The organism is Bacillus sp. JK74 (assembly GCF_053663395.1).
Genome location: NZ_JBSJQB010000005.1, coordinates 227,904 through 243,041, shown reverse-complemented (window position 1 = coordinate 243,041; position 15,138 = coordinate 227,904). Strand labels below are relative to the sequence as shown.

Below are 15,138 nucleotides of genomic sequence, written 5' to 3'. Positions count from 1 at the left end.
CATATCCGCCCGCCGGGTTTGCTCGTAAGCTTTGGCGGGTCATTTCAAATCTTGGACACATCTTGGAGGAATGAAAATGACCAGTTTAACAAAAATCAGACAGCAGCAGCCGTACAAGTGGTACCAAACGATGAGAGAAACCTCTCCCGTTCATTACAATGAAAAGGAAGATTGCTGGGAAATCTTCACCTATGATGAAGTGAAGCGGGTGATTTCTGACTACAGTCATTTTTCTTCCGATCATAAATACTTAAGTGCGGACAAGCAGGAAAAAATGATCCGGCATATTAACAAAGACAGCCTTTTGAAAATGGACCCGCCTGAACACACCGTCTTCAGAAAATTGGTCAATCAGCCTTTCATGCCGAAATCGGTTGAGTCTCTTGCACCGCGTATAGCCGCTATCGCTGATGACCTGCTTCAGGCCGTCCGTTCAAAAGGCAGGATGGACATTATTGAAGATTACGCATTTCCGCTTCCGATTATCGTGATCGCAGAGCTTTTAGGATTTCCTCCGAAAGACAGGGATATCTTTAAAAGCTGGGTCGACCAAAGCCAGAATGTAAAAGATGAAAAGAAAATGAATGAAGTGCAAAAGCAGATGATCGGATACTTCATGCAGTTTATTTTACAGCGGAGAAAACAGCCGCAAAATGATTTAATCAGTCATTTAATTGCAGCTGATTTAGACGGAGAGCCGCTGTCAGACAAGCAATTAATCGGTTTTTGCGGCTTGTTGATCGTCGCGGGGCACGTAACGACGGAAAATGTGATCGGAAATTCATTTCTCAGTCTCAAGGAGTTTCCGCATATTCTGCCCCGGCTGCTTGAAAATAAGGCGCTCCTTCCTGACTTTATTGAGGAAGTCATCCGCCTCAGACCTTCCATTCAGCGGGTAACCCGCTACACCGCGGTTGAGAGCGAGATTGGCGGAAAAACGATTCCGGCCGGAGAAAAAGTATATGCGTGGATTGGATCGGCGAACAGAGATGAAAAGAAGTTTGAAAATGCCGATCAGATTGACTTGGGACGAAAGCCGAATCAGCATCTGTCATTCGGTCAGGGCAGCCATTATTGCTTAGGAGCGCCGCTGGCCCGGCTTGAAGCGAAAATCGCGCTTTCCCACTTTTTTGAACAGATGCCCGCATGGCGTTTTACTGAGGATCAAGAGCCGAATCTGGTTCCGAGCCCTGTATTTCACGGCGTTGACCGGCTGCTTGTTGAGTTTTGAACGAAAAAATAAAAGAGGCTTCACGGGAAGCCTCTTTACTCTGGGGGCTTGGAGAAATGAATGTAGGAATCGAAGCAATGAACGTGTTTGGCGGAACCGCGTATGTAGACGTCATGGAGCTTGCGGAACATCGGAACCTGGATAAAAAAAGGTTTGAGAACCTGCTGATGAAAGAAAAAGTGGTGGCGCTTCCGTTTGAAGATCCGATTACGTTCGCCGTAAATGCCGCAAAACCGATTATCGATTCTCTGTCAGAAGAGGAACGGAATCAGATTGAAATGGTCATTACCTGTACGGAATCCGGGATTGATTTTGGCAAATCCATCAGTACATATGTCCATGATTATTTGCAGCTGAAGCGGAATTGCCGGTTATTTGAGGTGAAGCAGGCTTGCTATTCTTTAACGGCCGGGTTTCAAATGGGTGTGAATTTCATCTTGTCGCAAACATCGCCGGGAGCGAAAGCGCTCATCATCGGAACGGATATTTCCCGCTTTTTAGTGGCTGAAGGCGGTGACGCGTTGACGGAGGAATGGTCCTATGCCGAACCGAGTGCGGGGGCGGGGGCTGTCGCGCTTTTAGTCAGCAGCACCCCTCATGTCTTTTTGCTTGATCAAGGTGCAAGCGGGTATTACGGGTATGAAGTCATGGATACCTGCCGCCCGATTCCGGATAGTGAAGCGGGGGATGCTGATCTGTCGCTCATGTCTTATTTGGATTGCTGTGAACATTCATTTCAGGAATACCGAAAGCGTGTGAGCGGGGCGGATTATAAGAATACATTTCAATACCTTTCTTTTCATACTCCGTTTGGCGGAATGGTAAAAGGAGCGCATCGGACGATGATGAGAAAATTGGCAAAGGCTAAGCCGCAGGACATTGAAGCGGATTTTCAGCAACGCGTGCTGCCTGGGATTCAATACTGTCAGCGCGTCGGCAACATCATGGGGGCCACCGTATTTTTATCTCTTGCCAGTACGATTGATAACGGCTCTTTTGAAACGCCGAAACGCGTCGGCTGTTTTTCATACGGTTCGGGCTGCTGCTCTGAATTTTACAGCGGTGTCGTTATGCCGCAAAGCCGTGCGCGGCAGAATCAATTTCAGATCAGCCGGCATTTGGATGAACGCGTCCGTTTATCGATGACTGATTATGACCGGCTGCTCCAAGACAGCGGCATCGTAAAATTCGGCACAAGAAATGCCGCGCCCGCAGCAGACATCCCGAATGCGCATCAAGGAAAAACGCGATTAGTGCTGACTGAAATAAAAGAGTTTCACAGAAAGTATGAATGGACGACCTAGTATAAGAGCCGGAAAGGCTTGAGTATTTTTAAAGAAACGGAGAATAAACATGAATCCAATGATTGATGTACAGGAAACAGAACCGGGCATTGTGCAGGTCACAATGCAGGATACGGCCGGGAAAAACGGGCTGTCAGAAGAGTTTGTAAGAGAGCTGCACCGGGTATTCCAAGACATCAATGCCCATCCGTCCTATAAAACTGTCCTTCTGACGGGTTACGGAAATTATTTCTGCACGGGAGGAACGCAGGAGGGGCTTTTGACCATTCAGAGCGGAAAGCTTCAATTTACAGATTTAAAGCTTCACAGTCTTTTATTGGATTGCAGGATCCCTGTGATTTCCGTCATGCAGGGGCATGCGATCGGAGCCGGCTTTACGATCGGTCTGAGCTCGGATTTCGTCATTTTAAGCAGAGAGAGTTTTTATTCTTGTAATTATATGAAGTACGGATTTACACCGGGAATGGGCGCGACGTATATTGTGCCTGAAAAACTGGGAATTGTCCTCGGGGAAGAAATGCTGTTTACGGCCGCGAATTTCAGCGGCGCCGCTCTGGAAAAACGGGGTGTTCCGTTTGAAGTGCTTCCGAAAAAAGACGCCCTTCAAAGAGGCCGCGAATTGGCCCGGCTGCTGGCGGATAAACCGAGAGCCTCACTGGTTGCGCTGAAAACCAATGTGACCGCACGGATCAAAAGAGAGCTGACAAAAGCGGTTGAGGAAGAGGTAAACATGCACGAAGCCACATTCCATCTTCCTGAAGTAAAAGAGAGAATCAGCCGCTTATACGGCAGTTAAACAGAATGAAAAAAGCATGGGATGCCCCATGCTTTATGACTGGTCCGTCTTTTGCAGAACGGAGCCTGCGAATTGTTCTTTAATTTCGGCGCTCCGGGCTGCGGTTTCTGCGATACAGTGTATGATGGCTTCTTCAAAGCGGCGCTCGTCTAATGCGCGAAGGCCTGCTTCAGTCGTGCCGCCGGGGCTTGTGATTTCCTTGCGCAGGCGCTCAGGGCGTTTGCTGCTTGTTCTGAGCATTTCCGTCGCCCCGGCCATGGTTTGTAAAATCAGTTCTTTTGCCTTTTCCTCCGGCAGACCGACTTGAAGGGCGGCTTTTTCCATCGCTTCGACATACCGGTACACATAGGCGGGTCCGCTTCCGGCAATGGCTGTGACGGCATCAAGGTGTTTTTCTTCAAAGAGCATCGCTTCTCCGATTGTTTCCAGAAGCTCTTTTGCCGTCCGGATTTCAGCTTCACTCGCCTCGGAGCTTGCGGAAAAACCGGTCGCCGATTGCTGAATGGCCGCGGATGTATTCGGCATCGCCCGGATGATGGTGAGCTTTCTGCCAAAATATTGCTGAATGGTGTGAATCGTCAGCCCCGCGATGACAGAAATCACAAGCTGATCTTTCACGTATTCGCGAATGTTCTCAATGCTTTCTGCCGCATCTTTCGGTTTAAAGGCGAGAACAATAATGTCGGTATTGCTGAAAAACTCTTTTTTATCCCGGCACGGTTTCACTCCGTACGTTTTTTGGAGCTCTTCAAGCCGGCTGTCATTTGACCGGTTTGTCATATATATATGTCCGGGGGCTGTCATTCCGCTTTGCAGCAGTCCGTTCACCATTGCTTCCGCCATTGATCCGGCCCCGATAAAACCGATTTTCTTCATATAAATCCTCCTTCTTCTAAAACACAAAAAAACCTTCCCGTCAAAAAGGACGAAAAGGTTTCGCGGTACCACCTTACATTAGCACGAATCAGCCGTGCCCAGCTCAAATCCCGTAACGAGGGGATACGTTTAGGTTTTCCTAACCGCTCTGAGGGCAGGTTCTGTAAACAAGAGGGCCGCAATGTCTTTCAGCCGGGGACATTGCTCTCTGCTGCCGTTGTTTATATACTAGTTCCTCGTCATCGCGTTCCGTGTTTTCTAGTTTGTTGTTCATTATGCTATGCGAAAGAGCGGGATGTCAATCTTTTTTTCCGATATGCGGCAATAATGACACAGTGAAAAGAAAACGCTAAAATATGATTATTCAGGAATGAAAAGAACGAAGGAGCGTAAACATGGCAGCGAGAAAGATCATTCCGATACGTGTGCCGACTCCGTTTGCAGTCGGCGACGTTATCGTTTATTTAATAAAAGATGAAGCCTTAACCCTTATTGACTGCGGCCCGAATACAAAGGAAGCGGCTGAATCGCTCTCATTTCAGCTTAAGGAACACGGCGTTTCTGCGGCGGATATAGAACAGGTGGTGCTCACTCATCATCACGCAGATCATTCAGGTCTGCTGCACCTTTTTTCCGAGGATACGGAAGTGATCGGGCATCCGCTGAATGACAGGTACATTACTCAGGATCAGTCGTATATCGCCCGGCAGGAGGACTTTTTTCTGTCGCTTATGACTGAAATGGGCGTTCCCCTGACGCCTGAAGACATACATAAAACAGTTAAGCTGTCATACTTATTTTCAGCAAACCGTCCGTTAACGAAAACAGTGGGAGAAGGCGGAAAAATCGACGGGCTTAACGGCTGGACGGTGCTCGAAATCCCGGGTCATGCCGCTTCTCACATTGCGCTCTACCATGAAAAAAGCGGTGAAATGTTCAGCGGCGATCTGCTTTTGTCCAACAGCTCCACCAATCCGATTCTGGAAGCTCCGGAAAAGGGGGGCGTGCGCGCGGCCCCGATGCTCGACTACTTGAACTCAATGAAGCGGCTGTATGACGTAAACCCGTCCTTTTTATATCCGGGACACGGCGATCTGCTGACAGACGTAAAGCCTGCTTTTGACAGGCGGCTTGAAAAACAGAGAAACCGGTCGGAATATGTGCTGCGCCTGTTGTCAGAGGAAACGCTGACGGCTTTCCAGGTATGCCGGCGGCTGTTTCCGGCTGTGTACGAAAATGAATTGTTTTTAACGATGTCAGAAACGATCGGCCATCTTGACGTACTGGCTGCAAAAGGGAAGGCCGAATCCTTTCAGTCGGGAAGCACTCTGATGTTTAAAGCTGTGAAGGGGTGAAGGAAATGGGCAGATTAACGGATAAGCGGATTTGGATCACCGGAGCATCCGGCGGACTCGGAGAACGGCTTGCATATTCCTGCGCGGCAGAAGGGGCTCATGTTTTTTTATCCGCCAGGCGGGAGGACCGCTTGCAGGAAGTGAAAAAAACCATTACCGCGCGCGGCGGACAGTGTGATGTCATTCCGTTTGACGTCCGGCATGCAGAAGAGGCTGAAAACGTAAGGCGTTTGATCGGTCATGTTGACGTATTAATCAACAACGCCGGCTTCGGCATTTTTGAAACGGCCGCTGATTCATCTTTGGAGGATATGAAGGCAATGTTTGAAGTCAACGTCTTCGGATTAATCGCCTGTACGAAGGCCTGTCTTCCGGTGATGCTTCATGCGAAAAGCGGCCATATTATCAATATCGCCTCACAGGCCGGCAAATTGGCGACGCCGAAATCAAGCCTTTATTCCGCTACGAAACACGCCGTTTTAGGATATTCCAATGCGCTGCGGCTTGAGCTGGCCGGTACGGGTGTAGCTGTGACAACGGTTAATCCCGGTCCGATCAAAACAGACTTCTTTACAATTGCAGATAAAGAGGGCGGTTATGTGAAAAGCGTCGGCAGATGGATGCTTGATGCCGACCGTGTGGCAGAGCGTATTACATCCGTGATTCTGACGGATAAACGGGAAATGAATCTTCCGCGATGGATGAGCCTCGGGACGAAGCTGTATCAGCTTTTCCCTTCGTTTACAGAAAAACTGGCCGGCCGCGCATTAAAGAAAAAGTAACAAGGGGGAGAAAGGAATGTCCGACCGGGATATACACAAGGCATTGATGACAGAGCCTTTAGTCAGGCAAATGGCGGAGGCGCGTGAAGTACTTTGGATCAACCCGCATAAAACCGATGATCCAGTAAAGAATGGCGCTGAATGGAAAAAGGAGATTGCCGAAGCGGAAGAAAGACTGCGCCGGTTTGCGCCTTATATCGCGTCGGCTTTTCCGGAGACGGAAGCGGCGGGAGGCCTCATTGAGTCTCCGCTTGTCTTCATCAATGAAATGAAAAAGCGTCTGGAACAAAGCGCCGCTCAGGCTTTCCCAGGGCGTCTGCTTTTGAAATGCGACAATGAACTTCCGATTTCCGGTTCTATTAAAGCGCGCGGCGGGATTTATGAAGTGCTGAAGCATGCCGAAGACCTCGCGGTAAAAGCGGGAATGCTCTCAACAGACGATGATTACAGCATATTGACTGAGGAACGGTTTACCGCTTTTTTCTCAAAATACTCTATAGCCGTCGGTTCTACGGGCAATTTAGGTCTGAGTATCGGCATAATCGGCGCGAAGCTCGGCTTTTGTGTGACCGTTCATATGTCCAGTGACGCAAAGCAGTGGAAAAAGGAGCTGCTCCGGGAAAAGGGGGTTCGCGTCATCGAATATGAAGCAGACTACAGTCTGGCTGTCAAAGAGGGGCGCATGCAGGCGAAGCAGGACCCTTATTGTTATTTTATTGATGATGAGCATTCCCGGGATCTGTTTTTGGGGTATGCCGTTGCGGGAAGCCGTGTGAAAAAGCAGCTCGATCAAATGAACATAAAGCCTGGTGCAGATGAACCGCTTTTCGTTTATTTGCCGTGCGGGGTCGGAGGAGGCCCGGGCGGCGTCGCGCTTGCGCTAAAGCTGATCTATGGCGAGCATGTCCATATTTTTTTCGGTGAGCCGACGCATTCACCGTGTATGCTGTTAGGACTGTTTTCCGGCTTGCATGACGGAATCAGCGTGCAGGATATCGGCCTTGATAATCAAACAGCCGCCGACGGACTTGCGGTAGGAAGGCCGTCCGGACTGGCCGGCCCTCTGATGGAGCCTATACTCAGCGGCTGTTATACCGCTGATGACGGCACGCTTTTTTCGCTGCTTTATCAATTAAGAGCGGCCGAGAATAAGAGCCTTGAACCCTCTGCACTTGCCGGTATGGCCGGAGCCGTCAAGTTCGTTCAGACCGAAGCCGGTAACCGTTATATAAAAGAGCGGGGGCTTGAGATGGAAAATGCCGTGCACCTTGTGTGGAGTACCGGCGGAAGCATGGTTCCCAAGGAGGAAATGGAAGAGTACAGCCGGATCGGTTCCTCATTTGTGAAAAAAATGGGCAGACAGTGAGGCGGTTTTCCGTTACAATCTTTGTAAGCGTTTGTTTTTTAATCGGAAAGCCATACAGAGAGATTGGTGTGAATTGTGAAAAGTAAAGAATTGAACTTACATACATTGTATACGCAGCACAGCCGCGAGTCGTGGGCCGGATTCGGCGGCCATCTTTCCATTGCCGTTTCAGAGGAAGAAGCCAAGGCCGTAGAGGGGCTGAATGACTACCTGTCGGTGGAAGAAGTAGAAACGATTTACATTCCGCTTGTGCGCCTGCTCCATCTTCATGTCACGTCTGCCGCAAGACGGAATCAGCATGTCAACGTGTTTCTGAAACATCCGCATTCAGCGAAAATCCCGTTTATCATCGGAATCGCGGGCAGCGTCGCCGTCGGCAAAAGCACGACGGCGAGAATTTTGCAAAAGCTTCTTTCCCGTCTGCCGGACAGGCCGAAGGTGAGCCTGGTGACAACCGACGGTTTCTTGTATCCGACGGCGGAATTAAAAAGGAAAAACCTTCTGTCCAGAAAGGGATTTCCGGAAAGTTACGATGTGAAAGCGCTGCTTGAGTTTCTGAACGATATAAAGTCAGGGAAAGAGAGAGTGGAGGCGCCCGTATACTCCCATCTTACCTATGACAGGGAAGAGGGCGCCGTCGAGGTTGTCGAAGGTGCGGATATCGTTATTATCGAAGGAATCAATGTCCTGCAGTCGCCGACCTTAGAGGACGACAGGGAAGATCCGCGGATTTTTGTATCGGATTTCTTTGATTTTTCGATCTATGTGGATGCCGAAGAAAGCCGGATTTTCACGTGGTATTTGGAGCGTTTCCGCCTCTTAAGAGAAACCGCTTTTCAGGATCCGGCTTCTTATTTTCATAAATTTAAGGATTTGTCTGATGCAGAAGCGGATACCATGGCCGCCTCCATTTGGGAGAGCGTCAACCGTCCGAATCTGTATGAAAATATCCTGCCGACAAAATTCAGATCGGATTTGATTTTGAGAAAAGGTGACGGCCATAAAGTTGAAGAGGTGCTGGTAAGGCGGGTGTGATATGAGGAGGAAGCGAATATTATGATGCATCATATTGAATTGTATGTATCTGACTTGAAAGCCTCCGCCCGGTTTTGGGGATGGTTTTTAGGTGAGCTCGGTTATAGGGAGTTTCAAAATTGGGACTCCGGCATCAGCTGGAAAAACGCAGGATTTTATGTTGTGCTTGTACAGACAGAGGAGCGTTTTTTAACACCGGAGTACCACAGATGCCGGGTCGGGCTGAACCATCTGGCTTTTCATGCTGCATCAAGAGAGCAGGTTGACGGGATGACGGAAAAGCTGCTTGCCAGAGGATGCCCCGTGCTTTACAGGGACCGCCATCCATATGCAGGCGGAAGCACGCATTACGCCGTATACACGGAGGACCCGGATCGGATAAAGGTGGAGCTGGCTGCGCCTGCCTCTGATTCTGAATGAACTATAACTTTTCGTTTTTTTCTTCGCGCAGCGCGTCGAGTTTCTTTTCGATTCTGTCCAATTGTATGCGGCGCTGCTTCAAGCTTCTGAATACGTATATCACGGCAAACAGGAAAAATGCGGCTGCAATAAATGAGATCAATTGAAAAATGACATCACCGATGTTCATCTTTTTTACCTCCGTGTGCGGCGGGCTTCTTCAGCCCGCCGTTTTTTCATTTTGACCGATGTGAAGACATGGGGATGAATCATTTCTCTCTTAGCTTTGTGTTTTTCTGAGAATGAATAGTTTCTGCATGTGGCTTATGACCACTTTTGCGGCCGCATATCCCGGAATGGCCAGCAGCATCCCGGCAATTCCTGAGAATTTGCCGGCGGCAAGCAGAAGAAAAATAATGGTCAGCGGGTGAATGTCCAGCTTCCGTCCCATAATTTGCGGGGAAATCAGCTGGCTTTCAAGCTGCTGGACAATGACGACGACCGTAATCACCAGCACCGCCTCGGTCGGTGAATCGAACAATCCGACAATGACTCCGGGAAATGTGCCGATCCAAGGCCCGATAAACGGAATCAGATTTGTCACCATGGCGAACGCGCCCAGAACGAGCGGATAATCAAGCCCGATGATAAAATAGCCGGTTGTGACGAGAACGCCGACACAGAAACTGACGAGCAGCTGTCCTTGTATGTATGAACTGAGAGCTTCATCCATGTCCCGAAGGATTTGTTTTCCTTCTTTTTGATGTTTTTCCGGAAGAAGCCGCAGCAGTCGCCGGGGGGCTTTATTTCCTTCTTTTAACATGTAATACAGCGCAAACGGAATAATGGCTGCGGTGATGGCGGCATTGGCAGCCGTACCGGCCAGGCTGCTGAGAGAATCAGCGATTGAACCGGAATAATTTGCGGCTTTGTCCGCTAATTTTTTAAAGGAATCCCCATGCTGAAGCCGGGAAAACCATTTGCTGTCCTGAAGATGCCCGATCCAATTTTCAGCTTTTGCGGAAAGCTCCGGAATATGTTCTGTGAAGGCTGTAAACTGTTTTTGAACGGCAGGGCCCGCCGTATAAAGGAAGAGGACAAGAAGGCCGGCTGTTCCCGCATAAATCGCTAAAATCGCCATTCCTTCGGGCAGCTTTAATTTCGCATGCAGCACTCTAACGAGCGGGCGGCACAAATAGTAAAGGACGCCCGATAATACAATGGGCGGAAACAAGGTTTTAACCGTAATCACAACAGGCTGGAACAAAAAGTCTATTAATGTTCCGAGATAAATGATGAGAAATAACAGAAGAACGGCATAACCGATCTTGAAATAAGGCCCGACAGGCATATCCTCCACCACGCAATCTTTAAGGGTTTACTCTCGGACGTTTCCCTTATCGCCCGGTGCATAAACGTCCGTGTCAGGAAAACTGCCCCTGATTGGTGACGTAATCGTAGATAATATCTTCTACATGGGCATGGAGATCCTCATCGGGTTCTTCATTCCTTCTTTCTTCTAAAGCTTTTTTTAAACTCTGTTTTTCATAGGGGCTCAGCGGATCTGTCGACACATTCCGTCCATACTGGCGGAGGGCTTGTCCCAGCATTTTTTCTATAAATTGATCCATCATATATTCTCCTATTCTTGTCATTCATCTTTATTCTACTAAATATTATGTGATCCTCCCACTCTTCTATCATATTTTCTGTCAGGACGATTTAGGCTTTTATTCCAGTTCAGCCGAGAGAATAAGATGAAACGGCAGCGTTAACGCATCTTCATCGTTTATGATTTTTAAACGTTTTTCGTCATGCCTCACTTGTTTTACCCATCCCCAAAAGCGGCGGGGGCCGTGTGCTGAAGCATAGGTGACCGAGATGGCTCTGTCTTCTTCAATCGACGCCGCAATGATGCGGTTCATGTCGTTCAGTTGCTCTTCGCTCAGTTCCGGAGGCCGGAATTCCCGTTCTTTTCGTTTTTTTGCAAGCAGCTGCTCCCGATGTTCGGGCAGCATCATCCGGCTTGATTCCCACATGACATTATACCCGGGTGTTAATTTGTTCGGATTCATGTATATCACCTCAATTATTTGTAATGCCCGCCGATTTTTTCAGCCCGGTGAAAGGCTTGGCCGGCCTCTGTCAGCGAAGCGGCATGGAGGAGCGACGCAGGGCCGTACCGCTCATGAATATCATCCAATACTTTGCCGAGACTGATCTTTTTTTCCTGAGCATCAAACAGGCTCAGCTGAACATAATCACAGGGCTCCAGCTGGGAAAGGGAGACGCCGGCGCTGCGGACGGGCTCACCGTTCCAATGCTCTTTGAAGAGCTTGACCGCCGCTTTAAAAATATCCATTCCGAAATTAGTCGGAGAGACCAGCTTTCTCTGTCTGTGAAAACCTGAAGGGAATTCAAAATCAGCGCCTCTGATGCTGACCGAAACCGTATGGCCGATGTATTGTTTGAAACGGGCGCGGCGGGCCACTTCTTCGCTTAACTCCAGCAGCACGACTTTGATATCCTCAAAGCGGCTGTAGTCTCTCGGGAGGGTCATGTTATGGCCGATCGCTTTTTGCCGGCTGTGCGTGTTGACGGTGACCGGAGAGGGATCGATGCCGCGGGCTGTCCGCTGAAGCAATTCGCCGTTAATGCCCCAGCGTTTTTTCAGCAGTTCGGCGGGGTGCACGGCAAGCCCGCCGATTGTGCTGATGCCCATCCGTCTTAAATGATGCTCCATCCGTTTTCCGATGCCGAATAATTTTCCGACCGGCAGCGGCCACAGATCCTCCCTGATATTTGACATATCCAATCTGTAGATGCCGGATGCGTTTTTTTTGGCAAAATGGTCGCAAGCCATTTTCGCGAGCGCCTTATTCGGTCCGATGCCGACACGGGCATAAATTCCGAATTCACGCATAATCGCTTGCTGAATGCTTTCGGCAATTGTAAAAGGATCACCGAACAGCCGCCTGCTTCCGGTCACGTCGAGAAACTGCTCATCGATGGAGTAGGGTTCTACAAGATCGGTATATCGTTCAAACAGTTCGGTAATCACGACGGATACATCAATATACCGCTGCATCCGCGGACGGACAATAACGGCGTCGGGACATTTGGCCTGCGCTTCCCACAGCCGTTCGGCATTTTTTACGCCGTATCGTTTGGCGAGCGGACAAGCCGCAAGCACGACGCCGCTGCGTCTTTCGGGATCTCCCGAGACAATCACGGGCCGGCTTTTGAGATGAGGCGCTTCCGCTTTTTCTACAGACGCATAAAACGATTGCATATCAACAAGAAGAATATCAGCCATAAAAAAACCTCCGGGAACATTTGTTCTGTTTTTCATTGTACCCGAACAATGATCACGTTTATACTGGTAATTCATTCCCCGGTTGGAAGACGTGCTGATTCGTTTGCTTGAAAAGAAATCATTTACAATTGCAAACAACCCACATATAATTTTTTATATTCCAATGAGAAGAGCTGACATTCATTTTGCCGGACGAAAAGGAGAGTCAATCGATAATGGATATTCGAACAATTACCTCTGAAGACTATGAAATGGTTACGTCTGTTTTGAATGAATGGTGGGGCGGCAGGCAGATGAAAGACAAACTGCCGCGCTTGTTTTTTGAACATTTTCAGGACACGAGCTTTATCACGTACGGGCCGGAGGGAATGACCGGTTTTTTAATCGGTTTTCAGTCACAATCAGACCCTGAGACAGCCTACATTCATTTTTCCGGTGTGCATCCGGATTTCAGAAAAATGCAAATTGGAAAACAGCTCTACGATCGATTTATGGAGACGGTGAAAAAAAGGGGCTGCACAAAAGTCAATTGCGTGACGGCGCCTGTCAATAAAGTATCAATCGCTTATCATACAAAATTGGGCTTTGAAGTTGAAAAAGGAACCAAAACCGTAAACGGAATCCCTGTTTTTGCGAATTATGACGGTCCGGGAGAAGACCGGATTCTGTTTGTGAAATATATGTAGAGGGGGATGAATATGGGTTTTTTAGCTGACACGCCCAAACCGCCCTATTATGCGGTCATTTTTTCATCAATAAAGGGAAAATATGATGAGGAATATGAGCATACGGCAGAGCGCATGATGAATTTGGCAGGCGGACAGCCGGGCTTTTTAGGCGCGGAAAGCGTTCGGGAGGAAAACGGCTGCGGCATCACGGTTTCCTACTGGGACAGCCTGGAAGCGATTAAAAGGTGGAAAGACCATACTGACCACCGGGCGGCAAAACAAAAAGGAAAAAGCGCCTGGTATGAAGCGTACGCGGTCCGCATTACGAAGACGGAGTCACAGCGGATGTTTGCGTCAAAAGGGGCGGAAGATTGATTACATTTTTACGGCATACACAAGAACAGACGGCGCGGGAAATTGCGGCGGTTCAACGCTGCTCTTATCAAAAAGAAGCCGAGCTGATCGGCTTTTTCGGCATTCCAGCCCTGCATGAAACACCCGATGACATACAGCGGTCACGGGAGACGTTTGCCGGTTTCAAGGAAAAAGATCGGCTTGCAGGCGTCATTTCGTATGAAAAAAAGGGATATGACCTTGTCATATGCAGGCTGACGGTGCACCCGTCCGGCTTTCGGAAAGGAATCGGACAGGCGCTTATTCAATTTGTGATAGATCAAAACCGGGACGCCCAAAAAATAGAGGCGGCTACCGCCAGTCAAAACGTTCCGGCAGTCTCTCTCTATTTAAAAACCGGGTTCATAGAAGCCGGACAGACAGAGACGCCGGAAGGGCTGACCCTCTCGTTTTTTCATCTTTATCCGAAGAGGAAAGCGGAAGTTGTTCCGTACAAGCCGGAATGGAAAGAGATGTTTGAAAGAGAGAAGGCGGACTTGATCCGAATCTTCGGCCCCGCTCTTCATTCTGTCAGCCATATCGGCAGCACCTCCATCCCGGGAATGGCCGCAAAACCCGTCATTGATATACTGGCGGAGGTCAAAGATATTTTGGACGCTGACCGATTCAGTCCGCAGCTGGAAGCACTCGGCTATGAGGCGAAAGGAGAAAACGGGATAGAGGGCCGGCGTTTCTTTCAAAAAGGCGGCAGCAAGCGCACACACCACATCCACATATACGAAACAGGCCATCCGGATGTGAAGCGTCATCTGCTGTTCCGGGATTACCTCACTGCAAAGCCTGAAAAAGCGGCTCAATACATGGAACTGAAACGGCGGCTCGCAAAGGCATACCCATACGATATGGAAAAGTATAGTGAAGGGAAAAATGACTGGATCAAGGCGGCTGAACAAGAGGCAAAGGACTGGGAGAGCAGGCTGCTGTAAAGAAAGCAGAAACAATGCATACAGCGGCTCCGGTATGCTACAATGGCGAAAATGAAAAACGGAGGATCATCTATGCAAATACATGTGACGGATGCGGCGAAACACACACTTCAGCAGGCGATGGACGCCAACCCGGGGAAAAAAGCGCAGCTCCGCTATGACGCAGAAGGCTGCGGGTGCGCGGTGAGCGGCGTGCCGACCATCTGGCTGGCGGACGAATTAACGGGACAATGCGAGGCCATTGAAACCAACGGACTTCCGCTTTACATCCAGACCTCACAAAAAGTGTTTTTTGACGAGGAAATGACAATCGATTACAATGAAAAGGCAAAAACGCTCGTCTTAAAAAGCCCGGCAGAGATGCTGAGCCCGAGAATGAGCATATTAGTAAAGCAGGGAGAAACGGAAAGTGAATCAAAAGCTGAAAGCCATTAAACAGACGGCACAGCATAAAACGTGGGTATCCTTTCTGAACAACAACCACCCGTACAGTCTGCTGCACTGGTCCATCGGAGGCGCTGAATCCGTTCAGAAGGATGTCTGGCTGCTTCAGGATGAGATGACCTTCAAAGCGCAGGAGTTTACGACAATCGACCTCGCCATTGACTGGATCGGAGAAAATATGGACGGGATTACCGACGTTTTATGACGGGAAAGCGAAAGAACCAGC

19 protein-coding genes are annotated in these 15,138 nt (G+C 49.1%); 13 read left to right on the top strand and 6 right to left on the bottom strand.

Going from position 1 to position 15,138, the window contains the following annotated elements; genetic code table 11:
• Positions 1-76: 76 nt before the first annotated feature.
• Genes ACWJJ5_RS15890 through ACWJJ5_RS15880 form a run of 3 tightly spaced genes read left to right on the top strand, consistent with a single transcriptional unit; the run spans position 77 to position 3,331 of the window.
• Positions 77-1,231, top strand: coding sequence for a cytochrome P450 (locus tag ACWJJ5_RS15890; RefSeq protein ID WP_077722559.1), 1,155 nt, complete (start codon positions 77-79; stop codon positions 1,229-1,231).
• Positions 1,232-1,287: 56 nt separating this feature from the next.
• Positions 1,288-2,535 carry a hydroxymethylglutaryl-CoA synthase family protein gene (locus ACWJJ5_RS15885; protein WP_173613029.1) on the top strand — a complete coding sequence of 416 codons (1,248 nt, stop codon included), beginning with the start codon at positions 1,288-1,290 and terminating at the stop codon, positions 2,533-2,535.
• A 49-nt stretch (positions 2,536-2,584) separates the two neighbouring features.
• Positions 2,585-3,331 (top strand): polyketide synthase, encoded by a 747-nt coding sequence (locus tag ACWJJ5_RS15880; RefSeq protein WP_014305356.1) that lies wholly within the window; start codon positions 2,585-2,587, stop codon positions 3,329-3,331.
• Positions 3,332-3,364: 33 nt separating this feature from the next.
• On the opposite strand, the gene proC is transcribed toward ACWJJ5_RS15880, so the two are convergent.
• Entirely contained in the window at positions 3,365-4,207 is an 843-nt protein-coding gene (proC, locus tag ACWJJ5_RS15875) for a pyrroline-5-carboxylate reductase (protein WP_173613028.1), read from the bottom strand.
• A gap of 395 nt (positions 4,208-4,602) precedes the next feature.
• Between proC and ACWJJ5_RS15870 the strand changes: the two genes are divergently transcribed.
• From ACWJJ5_RS15870 to ACWJJ5_RS15850, 5 genes are all read left to right on the top strand, one after another.
• Positions 4,603-5,562, top strand: a complete 960-nt coding sequence (locus tag ACWJJ5_RS15870) for an MBL fold metallo-hydrolase (protein ID WP_071391654.1) — start codon at positions 4,603-4,605, stop codon at positions 5,560-5,562.
• 5 nt (positions 5,563-5,567) lie between these two features.
• Positions 5,568-6,344, top strand: a complete 777-nt coding sequence (locus tag ACWJJ5_RS15865) for an SDR family NAD(P)-dependent oxidoreductase (protein WP_101312002.1) — start codon at positions 5,568-5,570, stop codon at positions 6,342-6,344.
• Positions 6,345-6,360: 16 nt separating this feature from the next.
• Positions 6,361-7,710: a D-serine ammonia-lyase gene (gene dsdA, locus ACWJJ5_RS15860; protein WP_278071145.1), complete on the top strand. Its 1,350-nt coding sequence runs from the start codon at positions 6,361-6,363 to the stop codon at positions 7,708-7,710.
• 75 nt (positions 7,711-7,785) lie between these two features.
• Positions 7,786-8,745 (top strand): type I pantothenate kinase, encoded by a 960-nt coding sequence (gene coaA / locus ACWJJ5_RS15855; RefSeq protein WP_003153290.1) that lies wholly within the window; start codon positions 7,786-7,788, stop codon positions 8,743-8,745.
• A gap of 24 nt (positions 8,746-8,769) precedes the next feature.
• A complete protein-coding gene (locus ACWJJ5_RS15850) occupies positions 8,770-9,165 on the top strand; it encodes a VOC family protein (RefSeq protein WP_128575032.1) in 396 nt (131 codons plus the stop codon).
• A gap of 1 nt (position 9,166) precedes the next feature.
• Here ACWJJ5_RS15850 and ACWJJ5_RS15845 read toward each other — a convergent pair whose 3' ends face one another.
• The 5 genes from ACWJJ5_RS15845 to ACWJJ5_RS15825 all read right to left on the bottom strand — a co-directional run bounded on the left by ACWJJ5_RS15845 (position 9,167) and on the right by ACWJJ5_RS15825 (position 12,460).
• Complete coding sequence (locus ACWJJ5_RS15845; protein ID WP_024085556.1) at positions 9,167-9,334, bottom strand: DUF4083 family protein; 168 nt, start codon at positions 9,332-9,334, stop codon at positions 9,167-9,169.
• A gap of 90 nt (positions 9,335-9,424) precedes the next feature.
• On the bottom strand, positions 9,425-10,495 hold the full coding sequence (locus tag ACWJJ5_RS15840; protein ID WP_166706163.1) for an AI-2E family transporter: 1,071 nt from the start codon (positions 10,493-10,495) through the stop codon (positions 9,425-9,427).
• Between the two features lie 73 nt (positions 10,496-10,568).
• Complete coding sequence (locus ACWJJ5_RS15835) at positions 10,569-10,775, bottom strand: YqzH family protein (RefSeq protein WP_003153294.1); 207 nt, start codon at positions 10,773-10,775, stop codon at positions 10,569-10,571.
• Between the two features lie 99 nt (positions 10,776-10,874).
• Positions 10,875-11,219, bottom strand: coding sequence for a YolD-like family protein (locus ACWJJ5_RS15830; RefSeq protein ID WP_071391657.1), 345 nt, complete (start codon positions 11,217-11,219; stop codon positions 10,875-10,877).
• A gap of 14 nt (positions 11,220-11,233) precedes the next feature.
• Positions 11,234-12,460, bottom strand: coding sequence for a DNA polymerase IV (locus ACWJJ5_RS15825; RefSeq protein WP_094247816.1), 1,227 nt, complete (start codon positions 12,458-12,460; stop codon positions 11,234-11,236).
• Between the two features lie 215 nt (positions 12,461-12,675).
• On the opposite strand from ACWJJ5_RS15825, the gene ACWJJ5_RS15820 reads away from it, so the two are divergent.
• The 5 genes from ACWJJ5_RS15820 (at position 12,676) to ACWJJ5_RS15800 (ending at position 15,117) form a co-directional block, all read left to right on the top strand.
• Positions 12,676-13,146 (top strand): GNAT family N-acetyltransferase, encoded by a 471-nt coding sequence (locus tag ACWJJ5_RS15820; protein ID WP_003153297.1) that lies wholly within the window; start codon positions 12,676-12,678, stop codon positions 13,144-13,146.
• Between the two features lie 12 nt (positions 13,147-13,158).
• Positions 13,159-13,503: an antibiotic biosynthesis monooxygenase family protein gene (locus ACWJJ5_RS15815; RefSeq protein ID WP_003153298.1), complete on the top strand. Its 345-nt coding sequence runs from the start codon at positions 13,159-13,161 to the stop codon at positions 13,501-13,503.
• Positions 13,500-14,468 carry a bifunctional GNAT family N-acetyltransferase/GrpB family protein gene (locus ACWJJ5_RS15810; protein ID WP_070082063.1) on the top strand — a complete coding sequence of 323 codons (969 nt, stop codon included), beginning with the start codon at positions 13,500-13,502 and terminating at the stop codon, positions 14,466-14,468. The genes ACWJJ5_RS15815 and ACWJJ5_RS15810 overlap by 4 nt, the downstream gene beginning before the upstream one ends.
• A 72-nt stretch (positions 14,469-14,540) precedes the next feature.
• Positions 14,541-14,903, top strand: a complete 363-nt coding sequence (locus ACWJJ5_RS15805; RefSeq protein ID WP_014305346.1) for an iron-sulfur cluster biosynthesis family protein — start codon at positions 14,541-14,543, stop codon at positions 14,901-14,903.
• Positions 14,878-15,117, top strand: coding sequence for a DUF2552 family protein (locus ACWJJ5_RS15800; RefSeq protein WP_003153307.1), 240 nt, complete (start codon positions 14,878-14,880; stop codon positions 15,115-15,117). The genes ACWJJ5_RS15805 and ACWJJ5_RS15800 overlap by 26 nt, the downstream gene beginning before the upstream one ends.
• Positions 15,118-15,138 lie beyond the last annotated feature (21 nt).

Excerpts from the sequence above, each read along its gene's own strand:
- ACWJJ5_RS15890 (WP_077722559.1), top strand. The coding sequence starts at position 77 with ATGACCAGTTTAACAAAAATCAGACAGCAGCAGCCGTACAAGTGGTAC.
- ACWJJ5_RS15885 (WP_173613029.1), top strand. The coding sequence starts at position 1,288 with ATGAATGTAGGAATCGAAGCAATGAACGTGTTTGGCGGAACCGCGTAT.
- ACWJJ5_RS15880 (WP_014305356.1), top strand. The coding sequence starts at position 2,585 with ATGAATCCAATGATTGATGTACAGGAAACAGAACCGGGCATTGTGCAG.
- proC (WP_173613028.1), bottom strand. The coding sequence starts at position 4,207 with ATGAAGAAAATCGGTTTTATCGGGGCCGGATCAATGGCGGAAGCAATG.
- ACWJJ5_RS15870 (WP_071391654.1), top strand. The coding sequence starts at position 4,603 with ATGGCAGCGAGAAAGATCATTCCGATACGTGTGCCGACTCCGTTTGCA.
- ACWJJ5_RS15865 (WP_101312002.1), top strand. The coding sequence starts at position 5,568 with ATGGGCAGATTAACGGATAAGCGGATTTGGATCACCGGAGCATCCGGC.
- dsdA (WP_278071145.1), top strand. The coding sequence starts at position 6,361 with ATGTCCGACCGGGATATACACAAGGCATTGATGACAGAGCCTTTAGTC.
- ACWJJ5_RS15850 (WP_128575032.1), top strand. The coding sequence starts at position 8,770 with ATGCATCATATTGAATTGTATGTATCTGACTTGAAAGCCTCCGCCCGG.
- ACWJJ5_RS15845 (WP_024085556.1), bottom strand. The coding sequence starts at position 9,334 with ATGAACATCGGTGATGTCATTTTTCAATTGATCTCATTTATTGCAGCC.
- ACWJJ5_RS15840 (WP_166706163.1), bottom strand. The coding sequence starts at position 10,495 with ATGCCTGTCGGGCCTTATTTCAAGATCGGTTATGCCGTTCTTCTGTTA.
- ACWJJ5_RS15835 (WP_003153294.1), bottom strand. The coding sequence starts at position 10,775 with ATGGATCAATTTATAGAAAAAATGCTGGGACAAGCCCTCCGCCAGTAT.
- ACWJJ5_RS15830 (WP_071391657.1), bottom strand. The coding sequence starts at position 11,219 with ATGAATCCGAACAAATTAACACCCGGGTATAATGTCATGTGGGAATCA.
- ACWJJ5_RS15825 (WP_094247816.1), bottom strand. The coding sequence starts at position 12,460 with ATGGCTGATATTCTTCTTGTTGATATGCAATCGTTTTATGCGTCTGTA.
- ACWJJ5_RS15820 (WP_003153297.1), top strand. The coding sequence starts at position 12,676 with ATGGATATTCGAACAATTACCTCTGAAGACTATGAAATGGTTACGTCT.
- ACWJJ5_RS15815 (WP_003153298.1), top strand. The coding sequence starts at position 13,159 with ATGGGTTTTTTAGCTGACACGCCCAAACCGCCCTATTATGCGGTCATT.
- ACWJJ5_RS15805 (WP_014305346.1), top strand. The coding sequence starts at position 14,541 with ATGCAAATACATGTGACGGATGCGGCGAAACACACACTTCAGCAGGCG.